This is a genomic window from Mycobacterium sp. SM1 (assembly GCF_018361265.1).
Lineage (GTDB): Bacteria > Actinomycetota > Actinomycetes > Mycobacteriales > Mycobacteriaceae > Mycobacterium.
In genome coordinates this window covers 97,685-116,548 of record NZ_JAFLNH010000003.1, presented here as the reverse complement: position 1 = coordinate 116,548, position 18,864 = coordinate 97,685, and the positions used below count along the sequence as shown (strand labels likewise).

Here is an 18,864-nt window from a genome sequence, read left to right as displayed (position 1 = left end):
TGCTTCGACGCAGCGGCATCAGCGGATGGACTGCAACGGCCGCGACCGGCCGGCTCCCTCACGATCGGCCAGCGCGTTCGCCTCGGCCAGCAGTTCGGAGAGCTGAAGCGGATAGACGGTCTCCCCGGCGGCGACCAGCTCGGCGATGTCGGTGGCGTGGCACCAGCGTGAGCAGTGGATATAGCGGCGCTCCAGGTCGGTGCGGCCCGTCGGGGACGGCTCGAACCGCCGGGTGCGATACACGAAGAAGAACTCCCGGCTGTCAAGCACCGAACCGTTGAACTCGAAGACCGCGTCGCGTCGCCAGATCGGTCCGATCATCTCGGCGGGCTCGACCCGCAAACCGGTCTCTTCGGCCAACTCCCGCGCAGCGGCTTGGGCCAGCCGCTCACCGGGCCGCACCTGCCCGCCGACGGTGAACCACCACCTCGGCGCGGCGCCCTGGGTGATCGCCGGATCCGAGCCGCACAGCAACAGCACCGCGCCCGTCTCGTCGAGCAACACCACCCGCGCCGAAGTGCGCTGGTTGGATGCGCCGTGATCCCAGGGCGCCAGCACGTAAGACCGTTCCGCAATCTCGAAATAGGTTGGCAGCGGGGCGGTTCCGCCCAGCCGCAATAGGCGAACCAGGGGCCGTTCGCGCAGTGCCAGCGTGTCGCGGACGGCGTCGTTGTGGAATCGGCGGGCCAGCAGTACCCGCGCTTCGGCGTCGGCCAGCTCGGCGACCAGCGCCGACGGCAGTGCCGCCGGGTCGATCATCGCCAGTGCTCCCGACAGCTCGTTTTCCGCCGTCTCCCGAGCGTTCCGGGGGGCGCGCTCGGCGGCATCGGCCAATGCCACCAGCCGTCTGCCCTGCGGGCTGGTGTGTCCGGCGCCGCCGTAGACATCGGCCGCGATCGCGCGGGCCACCACGGCGCGCCGCGCCAGCGCAGCGTCGAGCGCCTGCCAGGACAGGTCGTAGCGCACGTGCAGCCGGTCGAGCCGGTTGGCCGTCTGATACCCCCAGGCGGCCACCGCCGCCAGCACAGCGACCAGCACGACGATCCCGAAGACGGCGAGATCCAGCCACGTCATCAGCCCGCCACCCGCACCTTGCTGCCCGACCTGGCGACGGTCTCATACACCCGGATAATCTGGCCGGCCACCACCGACCAGTCGTACTGGCGAACCGCGACGGCCCCGGCTCGGACGTAGCGCTCCCGCAGGATGTCGTTTTCTAGCACCTCGATCAGCCCGGCAGCCAAAGCCGCGCTATCGTCGACCGCTACCAGCCGCCCCGCCGCACCGTCGCGCAGCACCCGCCGGAAGGCGTGCAGGTCGCTGGCCACCACGGCGGTTCCCGCCGCCATCGCCTCGACCAACACGATGCCGAAACTCTCCCCGCCGGTGTTGGGCGCGCAGTAGACGTCGGCGCTGCGCATCGCCGACGCCTTGTCGGCATCGTCAACCTGCCCGAGGAAGCGCAGATGGCCCGCCAATCTTCCTGCCTGGCTGCGCAATTGGTCCTGGTCGCCACGACCGACGATCAGCAGTTCCAGATCGGCAAAACGCTCCACCACCCGGGGCAGGGCGGCAAGCAGCACGGCCATGCCTTTGCGGGGCTCGTCGTAGCGGCCCAAAAACAGCACCGTCTTGCCCGGGCGCGGGTACCCCATCAGGCGGGGCGCGGAGGCGAAAAAGCCCACGTCGACACCGTTGGGTATCTCCACCGCGTCGGATCCCAGGGCCTCCATCTGCCAGCGCCGGGCCAAGTCGGACACCGCGATACGACCGACGATCTTTTCATGCCAGGGCCGCAGCACACCCTGGAACACCGACAGCGTCAGCGATTTGGTCGTCGAGGTGTGAAATGTCGCCACGATCGGGCCCTCGGCCACCCGCAGGGCCCACATCGACAGGCTAGGCGCATTCGGCTCATGCAGGTGCAGCACGTCGAAATCGCCATCGGCCAGCCAGCGCCTCACCTTGCGGTGCACCGCCGGGCTGAACTGCAGCCGGGCCACCGACCCGTTGTAGGGAATCGGGACGGCCTTGCCCGCCGAGACCACGTACTCGGGGAGCCGCACCTGCGGTGACGAGGGTGCAAGCACGCTGACGCTGTGTCCGCGATCGCGCATCACCTCGGCCAACTGCAGCACGTGCGACTGCACCCCACCCGGCACGTCGAACGAGTACGGACAGACCATGCCGATGCGCATCAGGTGTCCCCTAACCCGGCCCGCCCCTCATCCGGCCCGATCGCCCAATCCCTTCTCGGGCCGTTGCGGCCGGCTTCGTCACGCGGCTGGGATAGATCGGCCAGCCACTGCGGCTGCAGCATATGCCAGTCGGCCGGATGAGCGGCGATGTTCTTCGCGAACCGGTCGGCCAGCGCCTGCGTGATGACGCCGACGTCACCGCTGGCGCAGTCCAGCGCCGGAAACACCTCAAACCCCCAGCCTTCATGGTGCCGCGAGTCCTCGAACCAGCAATGCACGGGAAGCAACGCCGCCCCGGTGTCGATCGCCAGCTTCGCCGGCCCCGCCGGCATCCGGGTGGGCTCGCCGAAGAAATCGACCCGAACCCCGGCGCGGGTGAGGTCACGCTCGGCCATCAGGCATACCACCCGGTTATCCCGCAATCGCTCACTCAGCAGCTCGAACGGCGGCCGCTTTCCCCCGGACAACGGCAGCACCTCGAAGCCCAGGCCCTCACGGTAAGCGATGAAACGCCGGTATAGCGACTCGGGTTTGAGCCGTTCGGCGACGGTGGTCGTGGGGCCGTGGGTCTGCACCAGCCACACCCCGGCCATGTCCCAATTGCCGCTGTGCGGCAACGCCAGCACCGCGCCACGGCCGGCCGCCAGCGCGGCGTCTAGGTGCTCTTTCCCGGCGACCGAGTCGTGCAGCCGTCGGGCCAGCATCCGGTGGTCCATCGCCGGTAATCGGAACACCTCCCGCCAGTAGCGGGCATAGGAGGCGAGCGAGGCCCGCAACAGCGTGTCGGGCACCTCCGCCGGCGCCACGCCGAGAACCCGGGCAAGGTTCTTGCGCAGCTGGATCGGGCCACCGTTGCGGGCCGCGTAGCGCGCGCCGGCGTTGAAGGCGGCGCGCGCGACGAATTCCGGCAGGGCGCGCACCACCATCCAGCCGGTCGCATATCCCCAGTCGGTTACCGTGCTGCGCCACGGAATCCCTTGGTCCACAGGAATTTTCAGGCCCACTGGCATCGAGATCACCGCTCGCCGTCCGAGCAGAGCGGATCGGCGGCCCCGGGTGAGATCCGCACGGTGTGCAGCCGCTGGATGACGGTGATCACGCTGGCCACCGCGAGCACCCACATCGCCACGGGCAGCGCCCACGGCAGCGGAAAGGCCGGCAGATCCGACAGCCCGGCGCCGACCAACACGATGATCAACCGCTCCGGGCGTTCGATCAGGCCGCGGTCGCCGCGCAGCCCACTGGCTTCGGCCCGGGCCTTGATGTAGGAGATCACCTGTGAGGTGACCAGGCAGATCAACGTCGCCGCGGCCAGCGAGGTGCTGCGCAGCCCGAAGGCCGCCCACCACGCCAGTCCACTGAACACCGCCCCGTCGCTGATGCGGTCGCACGTAGCGTCCAGCACCGCGCCGAACCCGCTGCCGCCGCCGCTTTCCCGGGCCATCGCCCCGTCGAGCATGTCGAAATGCACGAAGAACCACACCACCAGCGTGCCGGCGAACAGGCGGCCGGTCGGAAAAAGCGTCAGCGCCGCCAGGACTGCCGCGGCGGTGCCGACGATGGTGACGCCGTCCGCGGTGAAACCGGCCCGCAGCAACGCCCGCGCCACCGGTGTGGTGACACCGGTGAAGGCCGTCCGGGCCAGTCGCAGCCTACTCACGGTTGCCGTTCCCATTCGGCGGCCAGCAGGCGGCGGGTGTCACGGAGCAGCTGCGGGATCACCTTCGAGTCGCCGATGATGGTGATGAAGTTGGCGTCGCCGCCCCACCGCGGGACGACGTGCACGTGCAGGTGCTCCGCCAGCGAGCCACCCGCCGATGTCCCCAGGTTCAGGCCGACGTTAAAGCCGTGTGGCCGGGACACCGCCTTGATCACGCGGATCGCTTTCTGGATGAACGCCATCAGTTCGGCACTCTCTTTCTCGGTGAGGTCCTCCAGCTCGGATACCCGCCGGTAGGGCACGATCATCAGGTGGCCGGGGTTATACGGGTAGAGGTTGAGCACCGCGTAGACCTGCTCGCCCCGGGCCACCACCAGACCATCCTCGTCGGGGAGCTGCGGAATGTCGGTGAACGGCTGCGCGGGGGAGGAGTTGTCGCGCCGCAGCGGCGCTTCGGCCAGATAGCTCATTCGATACGGTGTCCATAGCCGCTGCAGGTGATCGGGTTCGCCGACGCCCCTGTCGATGATGCTCGCCGGCTCTGGGGCGCCGGCGTCGCAGTGCCCGCGCCGGCGCTGCTCCCCGCCGCCGCTAGCGGAGTCGATGATCGTGCGTTCGTCCGTGTTGCGATCCGCGCCCGCGAGGTCCTCGTCATTCACGACTGGCTACTTTCACCAGATCGGCTGTGGGGGTAACGTTTTGGCGGTCGGCAATCCACTTCACGATGGCTGCGATCGCCTCATCGGCGGCCACGCCGTTGATCTGGGTACGGTCGGGAAACCTAAAGCTCACCGCGCCGGCACGGACGTCACGGTCACCGGCCAGCAGCATGAACGGCACCTTCTGGTTGGTATGGTGCACGATCTTTTTCGCCATCCGGTCATCGCTGGTGTCGACCTCGGCTCGCACACCGTGCGACTTCAGCTCCGCGGCTACATTTTCCAGATACGGTATGTGAGTGTCGGCGACCGGAATGCCGACCACCTGCACCGGCGCAAGCCACGCGGGAAACGCTCCGGCGTAATGCTCGGTGAGAATGCCGAAGAACCGCTCGATCGAGCCGAACAGCGCACGGTGGATCATCACCGGCCGTTGCCGGCTGCCATCGGCGGCGGTGTACTCTAGCTCGAAACGCTCCGGGGTGTTGAAGTCCAACTGGATGGTCGACATCTGCCAGTTGCGCCCCAGCGCGTCACGGGCCTGCACGGAAATCTTTGGGCCGTAGAACGCCGCGCCGCCCGGGTCGGACACCAGCTCCAGCCCGGACGCCTGCGCGACTTCCGCCAGCGTGGTGGTGGCCGCCTCCCAGACCGCCTCCGACCCGACAAACTTCTGCTCGTCCCTCGTGGAGAGCTCGAGATAAAAGTCGGTCAGCCCGTAGTCGCGGAGCAGCTCGAGCACGAACCGCAGCAGTGACGCCAGTTCGTCGCGCATCTGCTCGCGGGTGCAGAAAATGTGCGAGTCGTCCATGGTGAACCCGCGCGCCCTGGTCAATCCGTGCACCACCCCGGATTTTTCGTAGCGGTACACGGTGCCGAACTCGAAGAGCCGCAGCGGAAGCTCACGATAGGACCGCCCCCGGGCCCGAAAGATCAGGCAGTGCATCGGGCAGTTCATCGGCTTGAGGTAGTAGTCCTGCCCGGGTTTGCGCAGGCTCCCGTCGTCGTTGTATTCGGCATCGAGGTGCATCGGGGGGAACATCCCCTCGGCGTACCAGCTCAGGTGGCCGGAGGTGTCAAACAGCCGCGCCTTGGTGATGTGTGGCGTGCTGACGAATTCGTAGCCCGCCTCGATGTGCTTGCGCCGCGAGTACTCCTCCAGTTCGCGCCGGATGATGCCACCTTTCGGATGGAAAACCGGTAGGCCGGAACCAATTTCATCCGGGAAGCTGAACAGGTCCAGCTCCAGCCCCAGTTTGCGGTGGTCACGGCGCTGAGCTTCTTCGATCAGCTTCAGGTGATGCTCGAGCGCCTCCTGCGACTCCCACGCGGTGCCATAGATACGTTGCAGGCTGGGATTGCTCTGGTCACCCCGCCAGTAGGCGGCAGAGCTACGGGTGAGCTTGAAGGCCGGAATATAGCGGGTTGTGGGGATGTGCGGCCCGCGGCACAAGTCGCTCCAAACCCGTTCACGAGTACGGGGATCGAGGTTGTCATAAGCGGTGAGCTCGTCGCCGCCGACCTCCATGATCTCGGCGTCGCCGGACTTGTCGTCGACCAGTTGTAGCTTGTACGGCTCGTCGGCCAGCTCGGCGCGGGCCTGCTCTTTGGATTCATAAACCCGCCGGGAGAACAGCTGGCCCTCCTTGACGATCTGGCGCATCCGCTTTTCCAGCGTCGCCAAATCCTCCTCGGTGAACGGCTCCGCCACATCGAAGTCGTAGTAGAACCCGTCGGTGATCGGCGGACCGATCCCCAGTTTGGCTCCCGGGAACAGGTCTTGGACGGCTTGGGCCAGCACATGCGCACACGAGTGCCGGATGACGCTGCGGCCCTCCTCGGTGTTGGCGGCCACCGGGGCAACCTCGGTGTCCCGGTCTGGCACCCAGCTCAGGTCGCGCAACCTACCGTGGGCGTCGCGCACCACGACGACCGCGTCGGGCGCTCCCCGGCCCGGCAACCCCGCCGCCCGCACCGCCTCGGCCACGGTAGTGCCCGCGGGCACCCGGATTGGGGCGGCAGCGGCGGGTTGTGCGGGGGCACTCATCGGGTCGTCTCCAACGCGTTGGGGCATGTGGTCGGTGTCGTGGGCTGCGTCTTCCGGATCCGGGGGGACGCGCGCCAACCGTTGTCATGCTATCGGTGCCGGGCCTTCCCCGGCCCGGGTACCGTCGGCCGGCGGAACGAAGGCGAGGCCGTGCCGTCGGCACACTCACGGGCCATCCGCCGATCATGGTGCCGGGCCCGCGGGCGCGCGTTAGGCGTTCTGCTCTCCGATCGCGGCCAGCATCTCGGCCTCGTCGTCGGAGAGCGCGATCTCAGCGGCGGCGACGTTCTCCTCCAGATGCTCCACCTTGGAAGTTCCCGGAATCGGCAGCATCACCGGCGATCGCTTCAACAGCCACGCCAGGGCCATTTGGGCGGGAGTCGCAGCATGCTCGGCGGCAATCCGCTGCAACGGGCTGTCCGCCGCCGCGAGTGACCCGGCGGCCAGCGGGAACCACGGGATAAAGCCGATGCCCTGCTCTGCACAGACATTCAGCACCGGCTCGGCGCGGCGGTTGGTCAGGTGGTAGAGGTTTTGCACCGAGGCGATCGGCGCAATCTGCTGTGCGGCCCGAAGCTGCTCGACGGTGACCTCCGAGAGGCCGATGTGACGGATCTTGCCCTCTTCTTTGAACTTGAGGAACTCACCGACCTGGTCCGCCAGCGGGAAGTTGGGGTCGATGCGATGCAGCTGAAACAGGTCGATGGTGTCGACGCCCAGACGGCGCAGGCTCATCTCGACTTCTTGGCGCAGGTAGCTCGGATTGCCCAGCGGGATCCACACATCCGGCCCGGTCCGCAGCAGCCCCGCCTTGGTCGCGATCACCAAGCCCGGGTAGGGGTGCAATGCCTCCCGGATGATCTCCTCGGAGACGTAGGGGCCGTACGAGTCGGCGGTGTCGATGAAGTTGACGCCGAGGTCTACCGCCCGGCGCAACACCCGGACGGCCTCGTCGCGGTCGGCGGGCGGACCCCAGACACCCGGGCCGGTTAGGCGCATCGCGCCGAAGCCGAGCCGGTTGACCGTCAGGTCACCGCCGAGGGTTAACGTACCCGCCCCCTGGGCGATGCGATGCGCGCTCACGGCTACGACGGTACGCCAAGAGCGCATCGCTGGGGCACCCGACCCGGGTGCCCGCCTCCCCCGGCGCCGCCTCGCGGATTACCCAGTCCACCAAGCCACTTACCAAGCCACTTCCAGAACCGCTGGAGAACCTCAGGCGGATAGCAGCAGAGCCCCCGCCGTCAGCAGGGCGATCACCTTGATCACCTCCAGCCCGACGTAGACGTGGTGGCTGCGAGAGCGGCGGCTGCTCAGCCCGGCCAGCACCTTGTCGGAGCGGCGGTTCAACAGGGGCCGCACCGCCCCCAATTGGAGGGCCAGCGCGGCACCGGCCACGACGAACGCCGCCGTGACGCCCGGGGGCTGTGGCCGGGCCAGGCCGGCCAGCAGGATGACGAGGGCGAAACCAGCCTCCACGCTGTTGAGCGCGCGGAAAACCAGACGGCCGATGCCAAGCCCGATCTGCAGCGTCACGTTGGGTGCGCGGAACTTGAGCGGCGCCTCTAGAAACGAGATGGCCAGCACCATGCCCAGCCAGACAAAGGTGGTAGCCACCGCGACCGCCGATGCGGTGCTCATGCCGTGGCTCCCGGCACTCCCTGGAATCTGAGGTGCGCCACACACAGGTCGGGTTCGGCGAACGCGTCTAACCGATCGACCATGACCGGTGCCTTCCAGGTTTCCAGTGCTCCCTGCATGAGCCCCAGGTGAACCGGGCAGATCACGGTCCCGCGGGTTTCGGCGAGCTCGAGAAACGGGCAGTGCCGCAGGCCAATCCGGTTCTCCCCGTCGGCGTCGCGGCGCTCGGGAGCGAAACCGAGCTCGTCGAGGACGCCGATCAACCGATTGATCGAGCCCTCCACACCGATCCGTTTCGCGCGCCGGCCCGGTGATTCCAGCCGCCGGCCCCAGGCGCGGCCCGCGGCCAGCGCCTTGGCGCGTGGGTTCCGGTCGGCGGCAAACCCGTTCGCGAGGATCTCGGCGAGCAGCCGGTACCGGCGCGGCCCGCCGCGATCCATCTGCCTGATCGCCTGAAACATCAGCGCCGGGCGTCCCGGGCCTTGGCGATCGGGCTGCACCCGCTCCACCTGGCCCTGGCTGACCAGGGCGTCCAGATGGAAGCGGACGGTGTTGGGATGCACACCCAGCGCCCCGGCGATCGCGACGATGCTCATGGGCGTGCCGGCCGCCTTCAGCACGCGCAGCACCGCCTGACGACGGCCCGCAGGCTCCTCCGGTGACCTGGCGATAACGCTCACGCTCCCTCGGACTCGCTAACCTTCGGCAGGCTGGCCACCAACGGTGCGTCGACGCCTAGTGGGCCGATCTTGGCGGCTCCACCCGGTGACCCGAGCGGCGCGTCGCGGCCCGGCAGGGTCTCGTAGAAAAACGCCGCGTTGTCCGCCTGGTACGGCTGCAGCTCTTCCGGCAGGTCGTCCTCATAGTAGATCGCCTCGACGGGACACACCGGTTCGCAGGCCCCGCAATCCACGCACTCATCGGGGTGGATGTACAGCGAGCGAGCGCCCTCGTAAATGCAGTCCACCGGGCACTCCTCCACGCAGGCCCGATCCATCACGTCCACACAGGGCTTCCCGATCACGTACGTCATGCCAACGCAGTTTACACAACTCGATTTGTGAAAACTAGGAAGGCGAGGGTATCCTTTTTCCAAAACCATAGGAAGGCATCCGAATTGGCCGACACCGAGCTTGACGTCCGGCAGCTAGGCAAGCCGGACAAGCACCCGGCGATCTTCGCCAGCTATGCCGCCCTGGCGGTCGGCCAGTCCTTCGTGCTGGTCAACGATCACAACCCCAAGCACCTGCACGAGGAGTTCGAAGCCGGTCATGCCGGTAGCTACCGCTGGGAATACCTTGAAAGGGGACCTGCGGTCTGGCGGATCCGGATCACCAAGCTCGCCGCTACCCCACTCCCCCGGATCCTGGTGAATACCGCCGACGTCGCCGCGGTCGAGCCGGGCCTGCGGGGCGTGGTGTGGAAGCTCGACGTTTCGGACCGAGGCCTAGACTCGAACATCATTGCGCTGCCAGCCGGCGGTGGGATCGACATGCACGCCGGTGCCGAGGTCGACGTCTTGATCCATGTGCTGTCCGGCAGCGGACACCTTGCCACCGAACGGGGAGCAATCGACCTGATCCCCGGTGCGCTGCTGTGGTTGCCCCGACGGTCGCGCCGGCAGTTCAGCGCCGGCCGCGACGGGCTGCGCTACCTGACGGTGCACCAAAAGCGCGAGCTTTTGCCCCTGACTCCCGCGGTGCGCCGGGCGGGCCGATGATTGGTCGGCGACGGGCTCCGCGAGCGGCCTTGCCGGCCGCACGCCGCACCGATGACACCGTGCAAGGGCATTGGCTTTTGGCCCGCTTGGGCAAACGGGTGCTCCGTCCGGGGGGTCTCGAACTCACCCGCACCTTGCTGGCCCACGCCGGGGTAACCGGTGCCGACGTGCTCGAGCTGGCCCCGGGGCTGGGCCGCACGGCGGCCGAGATCCTGGCCCGCAAGCCCCGTTCGTATCTGGGGGCCGAGCAAGACCCCGACGCCGCGCGTTCAGTGCGCAGCATCGTCGCCGGACATGGCGATGTGCGGGTCACCGACGCAGCCGGCACCGGCCTGCCCGACGGCAGCACCGACGTCGTCATCGGCGAGGCGATGCTCACCATGCAGGGCGACCCGTCAAAGCACGCCATCGTCGCCGAGGCGGTGCGGGTGCTGCGCCCGCACGGTCGCTACGCCATCCACGAACTCGCGCTGACACCGGACACCATCCCCGATGCGGTCAAGGCCGACGTGCGGCAGTCGCTGGCCAGGGCGATCAAGGTCAACGCCCGCCCGCTGACAGTTGCCGAGTGGCGCCGGCTACTGGCAGATCACGGGCTGGTTGTCGACCACGTCGCGACCGCCCCGATGGCGCTGTTAGAACCGCGGCGGCTGGTCGCGGACGAAGGTCTTCTCGGTGCGCTGCGATTCGCCAAGAACCTGCTCACCCACCACGATGCCCGTCGGCGGATACTTCAGATGCACCGTACCTTCCGCGACCACCGGCAACGGCTCACCGCCGTTGCGATCATTGCCCACAAGCCCGGCGCGCCGGCTCGATGATTCGCCCCAGACCGTGAGCCGCACGCCGGCGAACGGCCGCGTGAGGGGGCCGGCTGACGCCTCACGGTCACTTGTCGGCGATCACTGTGACCACACACAGTTCGGGCTCGACGAACGGGTGGAGTTCGACCTGGGGCACCGGCTGCGGCGTCATCGTCGGGTCGCCTTCGGCTCCAGCATTATTGGCGAGCAGACCTTGCAGCAAGCCGCGGTGCAGCGCGCAGCCAACCTCCGGATAGGCGCGCGCCAACTCCCGTACCGGGCAGGCGTGCAGCCGAATGGTCCGCTGCATTTTACCGCCCGTCGACTTCGCGGCCGGGGTCAATTCAGGACAGAATCCCATGCGTTGAAGGAGCTCCGCGGTCATCGCCGCTCGGTGATCGAGGGTTGCACGCGCTGAGGAAGAATCAGCAACGCCTTGTCTCGCAACATCTTCCCACAGTGAACTCGCCGCAACCCGAGCGGCCCATCGCCACCCGGCCCGCTCAGCGCGTCGCCGGCGTGTTTCCAAGGTGTCACCCAGCTCCAGCGCAAGCATCTCAGCGAAACCCTGATAGTCAAGGCGTCCCTGCACAGCCACGTAGCCGGTGCGGGGACGGCCGACACCGGCCCGCCTCATGCGGGTCCGGGTGATAAATCCCTGATCGCATAGGGTGTCCAAGTGAAACCGCGCGGTAGACACGTGCAGCCCAAGCTGCGCCGCCAGCTGTGCCGCATCGACCGGACCGCCGTGTTCACGGACCAGTTCCAGCACTCGGTCGCGTTGCCGTGGCACGGGCTGCGGTCGCCGGTCTCCGTGCCTGGGCTGAACCGCCATCCCGATGTCCCCTCGTCGATCTACCGCTCATGACATTTAGCGGATATTATTCATCGATATTAGGCGATGTTAGCCGTTCGTCACTATAGGAGACGAACCGATGGGGTGCCATAGCCGACCGACCGGGTGCGACTGGCGCCGACAAGGCGCCGGCATAACAGCGGCGGCGAGCCGTACGATGAGAGCCTGAAGCGCGATGGCCGATGCAGCCGTTCACTCACATCCGGGCTCGACTGATCCCGCTCATAGCCGGGACAAGTGGGTGACGCCCCAAACGCCCCCGCTGGGGGCGCTTGAAGCCCGCCGGCCGTTTCCGGCCAGGCTGGGCCCCAAGGGCAACCTGATCTACACACTGGTGACCACCACCGATCACAAGATGATCGGCATCATGTACTGCGTCGCCTGCTTCGCGTTCTTTTTCATCGGGGGCTTGTTGGCACTACTGATGCGCGCGGAGTTGGCCGCACCGGGGCTGCAGTTCCTGTCCAACGAGCAGTACAACCAGCTGTTCACCATGCACGGCACCATCATGCTGCTGTTTTATGCCACCCCGATCGTGTTCGGGTTCGCCAACCTGGTGCTGCCGCTGCAGATCGGCGCCCCCGACGTGGCGTTCCCGCGGCTCAACGCGCTGTCGTTTTGGCTGTTCGTGTTCGGCGCGCTGATCGCCATCGCCGGATTCATCACCCCGGGCGGGGCCGCCGACTTCGGCTGGACCGCCTACACCCCGCTGTCCGACGCCGTGCATAACCCGGGCGTGGGTGCCGACCTGTGGATCATGGGACTCGCCGTCGGTGGTCTGGGCACCATCCTGGGGGCGGTCAACATGATCACCACGGTGGTGTGCCTGCGCGCGCCCGGGATGACGATGTTCCGGATGCCGATCTTCACCTGGAACATCTTGATCACCTCGATCATGGTGTTGATCGTGTTCCCGGTTCTTACCGCCGCGCTGTTCGGGCTGGCCGCTGATCGGCACCTGGGGGCTCACATCTACGACGCGACCAACGGCGGCCCGATCCTGTGGCAGCATCTGTTCTGGTACTTCGGCCACCCGGAGGTCTACATCGTGGCGCTTCCGTTCTTCGGCATCATCACCGAAGTTATCCCGGTGTTTAGCCGCAAACCACTCTTCGGCTACACCACCATGGTCTATGCCACCATGAGCATCGCCGGGCTGTCGACGGCGGTGTGGGCGCACCACATGTTCGCCACCGGCGCGGTGCTGCTGCCGTTCTTTTCGTTCATGTCGTATCTGATCGCGGTGCCCACCGGGATCAAGTTCTTCAACTGGATTGGCACCATGTGGAAGGGCCAGCTGACCTTCGAGACACCGATGCTGTTCTCGGTCGGCTTCGCGGTGACCTTCCTGCTGGGCGGTTTGACCGGGGTGCTGCTGGCCAGCCCGCCGCTGGACTTTCACGTCACCGACTCCTATTTCGTGGTCGCGCACTTTCACTACACGCTGTTTGGCACCATCGTGTTCGCCACCTTCGCCGGCATCTATTTCTGGTTTCCGAAGATGACCGGGCGGCTGCTGGACGAGCGGCTGGGCAAGCTGCATTTCTGGTTGACGTTGATCGGGTTTCACACCACGTTTTTGGTGCAGCACTGGCTCGGTGACATGGGCATGCCGCGCCGCTACGCCGACTATCTGCCCACCGACGGTTTCCAGCCGCTCAACGTGGTCGCCACCACCGGCGCGTTCATCCTCGGTGTCTCGATGCTGCCGTTCGTGTGGAACGTGTTCAAAAGCTGGCGCTACGGCGAGCCGGTGATTGTCGATGACCCGTGGGGTTACGGCAATTCGCTGGAGTGGGCGACCAGCTGCCCGCCGCCGCGGCACAACTTCACCGAGCTGCCCCGCATCCGCTCGGCGCGTCCGGCGTTCGAGTTGCACTACCCGCACATGGTCGAACGACTACGCGCCGAAGCGCACGTCGGCCGGTCCCGTCAGCCGCCCGGGCGGACAGCCTTGCGAGCGACGGTGACAACACCTGCGCACTGACCGGAGATGGGCGTGAAAAGCAGGGGAACCAACGTCCGCTATCGGTGACGGCAACCGGGCCCTTAACCGCAATCCGGAGGCAGGGACATGTCCGACTGGGTCGAAAAGCAGAGCCCCTACCCGGTTGCGGAGACACTGGATCGCCTGGAAAGCAGGCTCACCGAACGGGGCTTTACCGTGATGGCGCGGATCGATCACGCCGCCAATGCCGCTGCGATCGGCATGGATTTGCCCCCCACTCAGGTGCTGTTGTTCGGCAACCCCAGTTTAGGAACCCAACTGACAGGCCGAGCAGACCCTTGCCATTGATTTACCCTCCAAGGTTCTGGCGTGGCAAGACACTTCCGGCCGGGTCCGGATCGGCTACCGGGATCTGCGGGTGATCGCCGCGAAACACGTGGGTCTGGATAACGCCCGGGCGGCCATCGAGGAACTCGCGCGCACCATCGACGAGGTGACCGATGCGGCGGTCGCACCGTCGCCATCCCCCGAGACGTGACGCCCCCCGCAGTTAACTGCGGGGATTCCTCGTGCCGGCCGGCTGTCGCGATGGCCGCTCATGCGGCTAGCGCCGTGGGCCGGCCGGCGGTGGGGGTTCGCGCCGAGCGGCCCTGTCGCATCGCGGTTTTGGCTTGACGCCGGGCTTTGATGCGCGCCACGGACCTCCGCGAGGGGCGGCTGCCTGCGGCCTCGCCGCTTGCGTGCTTGCGCACCACGGCTGGACCTCGGCGGCTCGTCGACGTCCTGACGATGCCCCCAGCCAATATTGGCTGCCTGCAAGTCCAGCCGGTCGAGACCATCGACCGCGGTGTGGACGTGTCGTCCCAGGTAGGCCGACAACAGGTCCCGATCGTCAGTGATGCCGCACTCACAGCGATGCACCCGTTGCGAAAGCGGCTTTTCTGGCGGTTCCCGCACAAACAGGTTTGCGACAAGGCAGTGGTGTATGGGCTGTACTCGAAGAGCCGTTGGCCGCCGGCGCTTTCAGCCGTGCGGCGCATCACTCCACCAGCAACCCCGGTGCCCGGTCGCGCGCACTGCGCGGGAAGTTCTTCTGCCACGACAGGTAACCCACGCGTTCACATACGATATCGGCGCTGTGGCCCAACAACCGGTTGCTCAGCGCCCCATGCAACGTGGCACGGTGGGCAGCCAGGCCGCGATGCGACTCGCCCACCCGTGCCGCGGCCCGCCGCGCCGCCGCCGAGCGCTGCCGCCAGTCGCAGCGGCCTGTCGAATGGCCGCCGCGGGTGAAGCAGCCCGGTGAGCCGGCGCGGTGTACGACACCGTGCCCTTACCGACCCGGTGGCGGCGGGGCGGGCGCCCAGCACACACCACCTGCATGCGGTAGGTATCACGACCGTCGATCACGGTGCGCGCGACCCGGGTCGCCGACACTTTCCCGGCCGCGATCAACGCCTCGATCTCGGCGAGCTCGCTGTGCCGCTCTTCACCGCGGCGACCCGACATCGCTGCCGGGCTACGCCCGGCAAAACACGAGGTGGGCGCACCCCGCCATAGCCATAAATGGCGAGGCTTGCGCCCAATAATTCGAGTCACGTTGCCGGGCCGCCCGTCCCAGTCGAGACCGGCAACCCAGCCACTCGCCTCGGCGGCTCGAGGCTGGCGTCATTAGCCTCGTTAGAGGGTTTGATGGCGTCCGAAGAACTTGTGGTCTTCACTGTATCCGCCGTGCCCACTGCCGATTTCGGAATAGTGGGCAAGGAACTCGATCCCTTTGATCCACTTGACTTGTTTGAACCCGTGCTGGAGTTCGTTGCGCAACCGCAATGGTGCCCCGTGGCCGTAGCTCAAGGGTTCGTCGTTCATGTTGTAGGCCAGCATGGTCAGGTGGTGGCTCATCTGTTTGATGGGGTGCACGTTGTAGTAGATGCCGCCGGTGGCGCCGAGCCCCATGGAATAGAACGCGACCCATTTGGCCTCCGGCAGCGGTTTGACGATGTCCATGATCGTCTGCATCGAGACCCCACCCCATTTCGCCACACCCGACCATGCCTGGATGCAGAAATGCTGGGTGATCTGCTCGTGATAGGGCAGCGCTTTTAGTTCGGCAAGCGAGAACTCGGTCGGGTTTTCCACCAGGCCGTAGACCCGCAGCCGCCAATCACGAAAGTCGTTCTTTTCCAGCTCTTTGTACTCGACGCTGTCGGGCAGGCGGCCGTTGTGCCAGAAGTAGGGCGAGATGTCCTTTTCGGTGAAGGCGCCCGGCTCGGGGTTGAGGTGTTCCAGGAGGCGCTGCACGGGCCCGATCAGCGCGTCACCCACCCGCTGCACCACCCGGGGGTGCCGGATCGTGAACGGGGTGGCCGCCACCCAACCCACGGCCGTCACCACCATGGCCAGCGAAAAAACCCCGAATCCCACCCAGCCGTTGTCGTCGCGGGCGGCGAACATGTGGTTGAGGTTGCGCAGCGCGCTGGTCGCGAACACCAGTGTGACGTGCACGATGATGAAGAAGATGAAATAGACCAGCACCAAAAAGTGCAGCGAGCGTGCATGCTGGATGCTCAGCCGCTTGCTGATCACGGTGAGGCGCATCGACAGCGCCGGGGACATTCCCAGCCCGGTGATCAGCGCCGCCGGCGCCGCGATGAAGATCGTGGTGAAATACACCAGCAACTGCAAGCCGTTGTAGGCGACCCATCCGTTATCCGTTGGCCAGTCCAGCGACAGGTACTGAATCGCCACCGACGCCGCGTTGGGGAAAACGTCCCAGCTGGTGGGCACCACATGGCGCCACTGGCCGGTGGCGAAGAGCAACACGTAGAACACCAGCCCGTTGAGCAGCCACAGCACATCGGCACCCAAATGCCACCAGCGGGCCAGCCCGATGGAGTGCCGGAATCCGGGCAGGCCGAATTGCGGAGGCAGCGCGACCGTGTCGTCGTTGGCGGTCCAGTAACCCTCCGGCACGGGCGGGCCCACCCGCAGCCACTCGTCCTTGCCCGGGGTGCAGTTGCGGCTGAAGTACAGCCGCGGGTGATCGCAGAGGATCTGAATCCCGGAGCGGATGATAAACACCATCAAAAACAGGTTGAAAAAATGCGTCCACCCCTCCCAGGGGTGGATGCCCGCCGGAACACCACGCGTGTCGGTGCCCGGGTAGCGCTGGATAAACGCCTGCACCGCAGGCATGTTGTGCAGGCCCTTGCCGATCGCGACGGCCGCGACCAGCAACGCGTAACCGATCGGGATCAGCCACAGCAGGTTAAACCACTTGTCGCGGCCCACCCGCAGCTTGGGCGCGCTGGCCCGTCGGGAAAGATCAAAGCCGCCACCGTAGGTCTGCAAATCGATGTGATCATCGGCGGGGTGGATCTCTTCGCTATAGGACTCCAGCTCCACCTCCACGAGCTCCGCGTCGCCGTGCAGTGCGGGCTGTGCCGAGACGTCAACGGTTCCCGGCCAATTGACCTGCTGAATCTCCTCGGTGTGTTCGCTTTCCTGGCGTTTCACGCGCATCTCCCTACAACGCCCGGCGCGCCGGCGAGCCGGCGCGCGGATATCACGAGTGTGTCCTCTCCCTGACGGCCATCCCGCTGGGGCTCGGCGACCTCCCGCGACCATCGCCGGATAATATTAATGGATAATATCCGTCAAATATGGCAAGCGGAAGGCCCGCCGGCGATGTCGCCCGCAGCCAGCGAAGGCGGCTAATTCCGCTATCAGCGCGCCGGAGACGATGCGCGCCACGACGTAATAGCCCAGCCCGACGCTTTGCCCGTTGACGAAATGAGCCAGGGAGCCGATCGCTTCGGTCCGCCGGGCCTGGCGATGACCACGCTGCGACCCCGGCCAAGTCCGTGAGCGCCAGCTCGCGGGGTCAGTGCCGGACCAGAACCGGCGATGATGAACCGGCGGTGAGTGATTCCCACGGCGAGAAGCCGGGCACTGTTGGTTATCAAGAGCGGTTATCATGCGCGCCTTCCGGCCCGGCGCCGCGCCGGGTAGTCTGTAGCCCGACATCGGTGCCGCAGCGCTGCCCCTTCGGTGGCGTTCGGCTCACGCTTTCGCGCCATGGAACGGAGCAGCCGTCATGTCAAGTCCTTCCACGTTCGTCATCGTCGGCGGCGGCCTGGCCGGTGCTAAAGCGGCAGAAGCCCTGCGCAACAATGACTTCGACGGCCAAATCGTCCTCTTCAGCGAGGAGGAGCAGCTGCCCTATGAGCGGCCTGTGCTGTCCAAGGAATTCCTCGCCGGTAAGAAGACGCTCGCCGATATCACCGTGCACGACGCTGACTGGTATCGCCAGCATGATGTCGATCTGCGGCTCGGTGTGCGCGTCGAGTCCGTGGATCCATCCACGCACATAGTCGGCCTCGCCGACGACACGACCGTCCGCTATGACAAGCTGCTGCTGGCCACCGGCTCTCGGCCCCGGCGCCCGCCGATACCAGGAGCCGACGCCGAAAAAGTCCATTATCTGCGGACAATCGGCGATGCGTCATCGCTGGATTCTGCGCTGACCCAGGGCTCTTCGCTCGCAGTGGTTGGCGCCGGCTGGATCGGGCTCGAGGTTGCCGCCAGCGCCCGGCAGCGCGGTGTCGCCGTGAGCGTGGTCGAGCAGGCCAAACTGCCGCTTTTGGCCGCGCTCGGCGAAGAGCTCGGCGAGGTGTTTGCCGAACTGCACCGCGGGCACGACGTTGACCTGCGGCTGCAGGCACAGGTCGCCGAGATCAGCACCACCAACGGCAAAGCCACCGGCCTTCGACTCACCGACGGATCGCAGATCAGCGCCGACGCGGTGCTGGTGGCGGTGGGCGCACAACCCAACATCGAACTCGCCCGGCAGGCAGGGCTGGCGATTGGCGACGGCGGTGTACTGGTCGACGCGTCGCTTGCGACCAGCGATCCCGACATCTACGCGGTCGGCGATATCGCAGCAGCCCAGCACCCACTGCTGCGCACCCGGATTCGCACCGAACACTGGGCTAACGCGCTCAAACAGCCCGCGGTAGCGGCGGCCGGAATGCTTGGCAAGCCAGCCGAATACAGTGAACTTCCCTATTTTTTCACCGATCAGTACGACCTCGGCATGGAATACGTCGGCCACGCACCCAGCTACCGGCGGGTGGTATTCCGTGGCGACGTCGCCGCCCGCGAGTTCATCGCGTTCTGGCTCGACGCCGACGATCGGGTGCTGGCCGGGATGAACGTCAATATCTGGGACGTCATCGATGACGTGAAAAGCCTGATCCGCGGGCAAAACCCGATCGACCCCGACCGGCTGGCCGACCCGAACACCTCGCTGAATGAGCTGATCAGCTGACGG

Annotated in this window: 18 protein-coding genes; 5 read left to right on the top strand and 13 right to left on the bottom strand. The window is 66.6% G+C overall.

Features of this window, described 5'->3' with window-relative positions:
• Positions 1 to 18: 18 nt before the first annotated feature.
• From MSM1_RS13770 to fdxA, 10 genes are all read right to left on the bottom strand, one after another.
• Entirely contained in the window at positions 19 to 1,074 is a 1,056-nt protein-coding gene (locus MSM1_RS13770) for an NUDIX domain-containing protein (protein WP_213443204.1), read from the bottom strand.
• The gene (locus tag MSM1_RS13765; RefSeq protein WP_213443202.1) at positions 1,074 to 2,198 is read right to left on the bottom strand and encodes a glycosyltransferase family 4 protein; all 1,125 of its coding nucleotides are present in this window, start codon (positions 2,196 to 2,198) and stop codon (positions 1,074 to 1,076) included. The genes MSM1_RS13770 and MSM1_RS13765 overlap by 1 nt, the downstream gene beginning before the upstream one ends.
• Positions 2,198 to 3,208: a phosphatidylinositol mannoside acyltransferase gene (locus MSM1_RS13760; protein ID WP_213443200.1), complete on the bottom strand. Its 1,011-nt coding sequence runs from the start codon at positions 3,206 to 3,208 to the stop codon at positions 2,198 to 2,200. The genes MSM1_RS13765 and MSM1_RS13760 overlap by 1 nt, the downstream gene beginning before the upstream one ends.
• A gap of 5 nt (positions 3,209 to 3,213) precedes the next feature.
• Complete coding sequence (pgsA, locus tag MSM1_RS13755) at positions 3,214 to 3,873, bottom strand: phosphatidylinositol phosphate synthase (RefSeq protein WP_236056381.1); 660 nt, start codon at positions 3,871 to 3,873, stop codon at positions 3,214 to 3,216.
• Positions 3,855 to 4,388 carry an HIT domain-containing protein gene (locus MSM1_RS13750; protein WP_213444421.1) on the bottom strand — a complete coding sequence of 178 codons (534 nt, stop codon included), beginning with the start codon at positions 4,386 to 4,388 and terminating at the stop codon, positions 3,855 to 3,857. Before MSM1_RS13750 ends, pgsA begins: the two co-directional genes overlap by 19 nt.
• A gap of 121 nt (positions 4,389 to 4,509) precedes the next feature.
• Positions 4,510 to 6,564, bottom strand: coding sequence for a threonine--tRNA ligase (gene thrS / locus MSM1_RS13745; protein ID WP_213443196.1), 2,055 nt, complete (start codon positions 6,562 to 6,564; stop codon positions 4,510 to 4,512).
• Between the two features lie 210 nt (positions 6,565 to 6,774).
• Positions 6,775 to 7,674 (bottom strand): aldo/keto reductase, encoded by a 900-nt coding sequence (locus tag MSM1_RS13740; protein ID WP_213443194.1) that lies wholly within the window; start codon positions 7,672 to 7,674, stop codon positions 6,775 to 6,777.
• A 105-nt stretch (positions 7,675 to 7,779) separates the two neighbouring features.
• Entirely contained in the window at positions 7,780 to 8,205 is a 426-nt protein-coding gene (locus MSM1_RS13735) for a hypothetical protein (protein ID WP_213443193.1), read from the bottom strand.
• Positions 8,202 to 8,885 carry a metalloregulator ArsR/SmtB family transcription factor gene (locus tag MSM1_RS13730; protein ID WP_213443191.1) on the bottom strand — a complete coding sequence of 228 codons (684 nt, stop codon included), beginning with the start codon at positions 8,883 to 8,885 and terminating at the stop codon, positions 8,202 to 8,204. Before MSM1_RS13730 ends, MSM1_RS13735 begins: the two co-directional genes overlap by 4 nt.
• Entirely contained in the window at positions 8,882 to 9,238 is a 357-nt protein-coding gene (gene fdxA / locus MSM1_RS13725; protein ID WP_213443189.1) for a ferredoxin, read from the bottom strand. Before fdxA ends, MSM1_RS13730 begins: the two co-directional genes overlap by 4 nt.
• An 84-nt stretch (positions 9,239 to 9,322) precedes the next feature.
• On the opposite strand from fdxA, the gene MSM1_RS13720 reads away from it, so the two are divergent.
• Complete coding sequence (locus tag MSM1_RS13720; protein ID WP_213443187.1) at positions 9,323 to 9,925, top strand: DUF2249 domain-containing protein; 603 nt, start codon at positions 9,323 to 9,325, stop codon at positions 9,923 to 9,925.
• Positions 9,922 to 10,746 carry a class I SAM-dependent methyltransferase gene (locus tag MSM1_RS13715; RefSeq protein ID WP_213443184.1) on the top strand — a complete coding sequence of 275 codons (825 nt, stop codon included), beginning with the start codon at positions 9,922 to 9,924 and terminating at the stop codon, positions 10,744 to 10,746. Before MSM1_RS13720 ends, MSM1_RS13715 begins: the two co-directional genes overlap by 4 nt.
• A gap of 67 nt (positions 10,747 to 10,813) precedes the next feature.
• On the opposite strand, the gene MSM1_RS13710 is transcribed toward MSM1_RS13715, so the two are convergent.
• On the bottom strand, positions 10,814 to 11,563 hold the full coding sequence (locus MSM1_RS13710) for a metalloregulator ArsR/SmtB family transcription factor (protein ID WP_213443182.1): 750 nt from the start codon (positions 11,561 to 11,563) through the stop codon (positions 10,814 to 10,816).
• 262 nt (positions 11,564 to 11,825) lie between these two features.
• Between MSM1_RS13710 and ctaD the strand changes: the two genes are divergently transcribed.
• Positions 11,826 to 13,571: a cytochrome c oxidase subunit I gene (ctaD, locus tag MSM1_RS13705; RefSeq protein ID WP_213443180.1), complete on the top strand. Its 1,746-nt coding sequence runs from the start codon at positions 11,826 to 11,828 to the stop codon at positions 13,569 to 13,571.
• Between the two features lie 87 nt (positions 13,572 to 13,658).
• Positions 13,659 to 13,880, top strand: coding sequence for a DUF302 domain-containing protein (locus tag MSM1_RS13700; RefSeq protein WP_213443178.1), 222 nt, complete (start codon positions 13,659 to 13,661; stop codon positions 13,878 to 13,880).
• A gap of 810 nt (positions 13,881 to 14,690) precedes the next feature.
• Here the strand turns inward: MSM1_RS13700 and MSM1_RS13695 are convergent.
• Together MSM1_RS13695 and MSM1_RS13690 are read right to left on the bottom strand one after the other, a co-directional pair.
• On the bottom strand, positions 14,691 to 15,041 hold the full coding sequence (locus MSM1_RS13695) for a hypothetical protein (protein ID WP_213443176.1): 351 nt from the start codon (positions 15,039 to 15,041) through the stop codon (positions 14,691 to 14,693).
• Positions 15,042 to 15,212: 171 nt separating this feature from the next.
• Positions 15,213 to 16,937: a molybdopterin-dependent oxidoreductase gene (locus tag MSM1_RS13690; RefSeq protein WP_307857419.1), complete on the bottom strand. Its 1,725-nt coding sequence runs from the start codon at positions 16,935 to 16,937 to the stop codon at positions 15,213 to 15,215.
• A 691-nt stretch (positions 16,938 to 17,628) separates the two neighbouring features.
• Between MSM1_RS13690 and MSM1_RS13685 the strand changes: the two genes are divergently transcribed.
• Complete coding sequence (locus MSM1_RS13685) at positions 17,629 to 18,861, top strand: NAD(P)/FAD-dependent oxidoreductase (RefSeq protein ID WP_213443171.1); 1,233 nt, start codon at positions 17,629 to 17,631, stop codon at positions 18,859 to 18,861.
• Positions 18,862 to 18,864 lie beyond the last annotated feature (3 nt).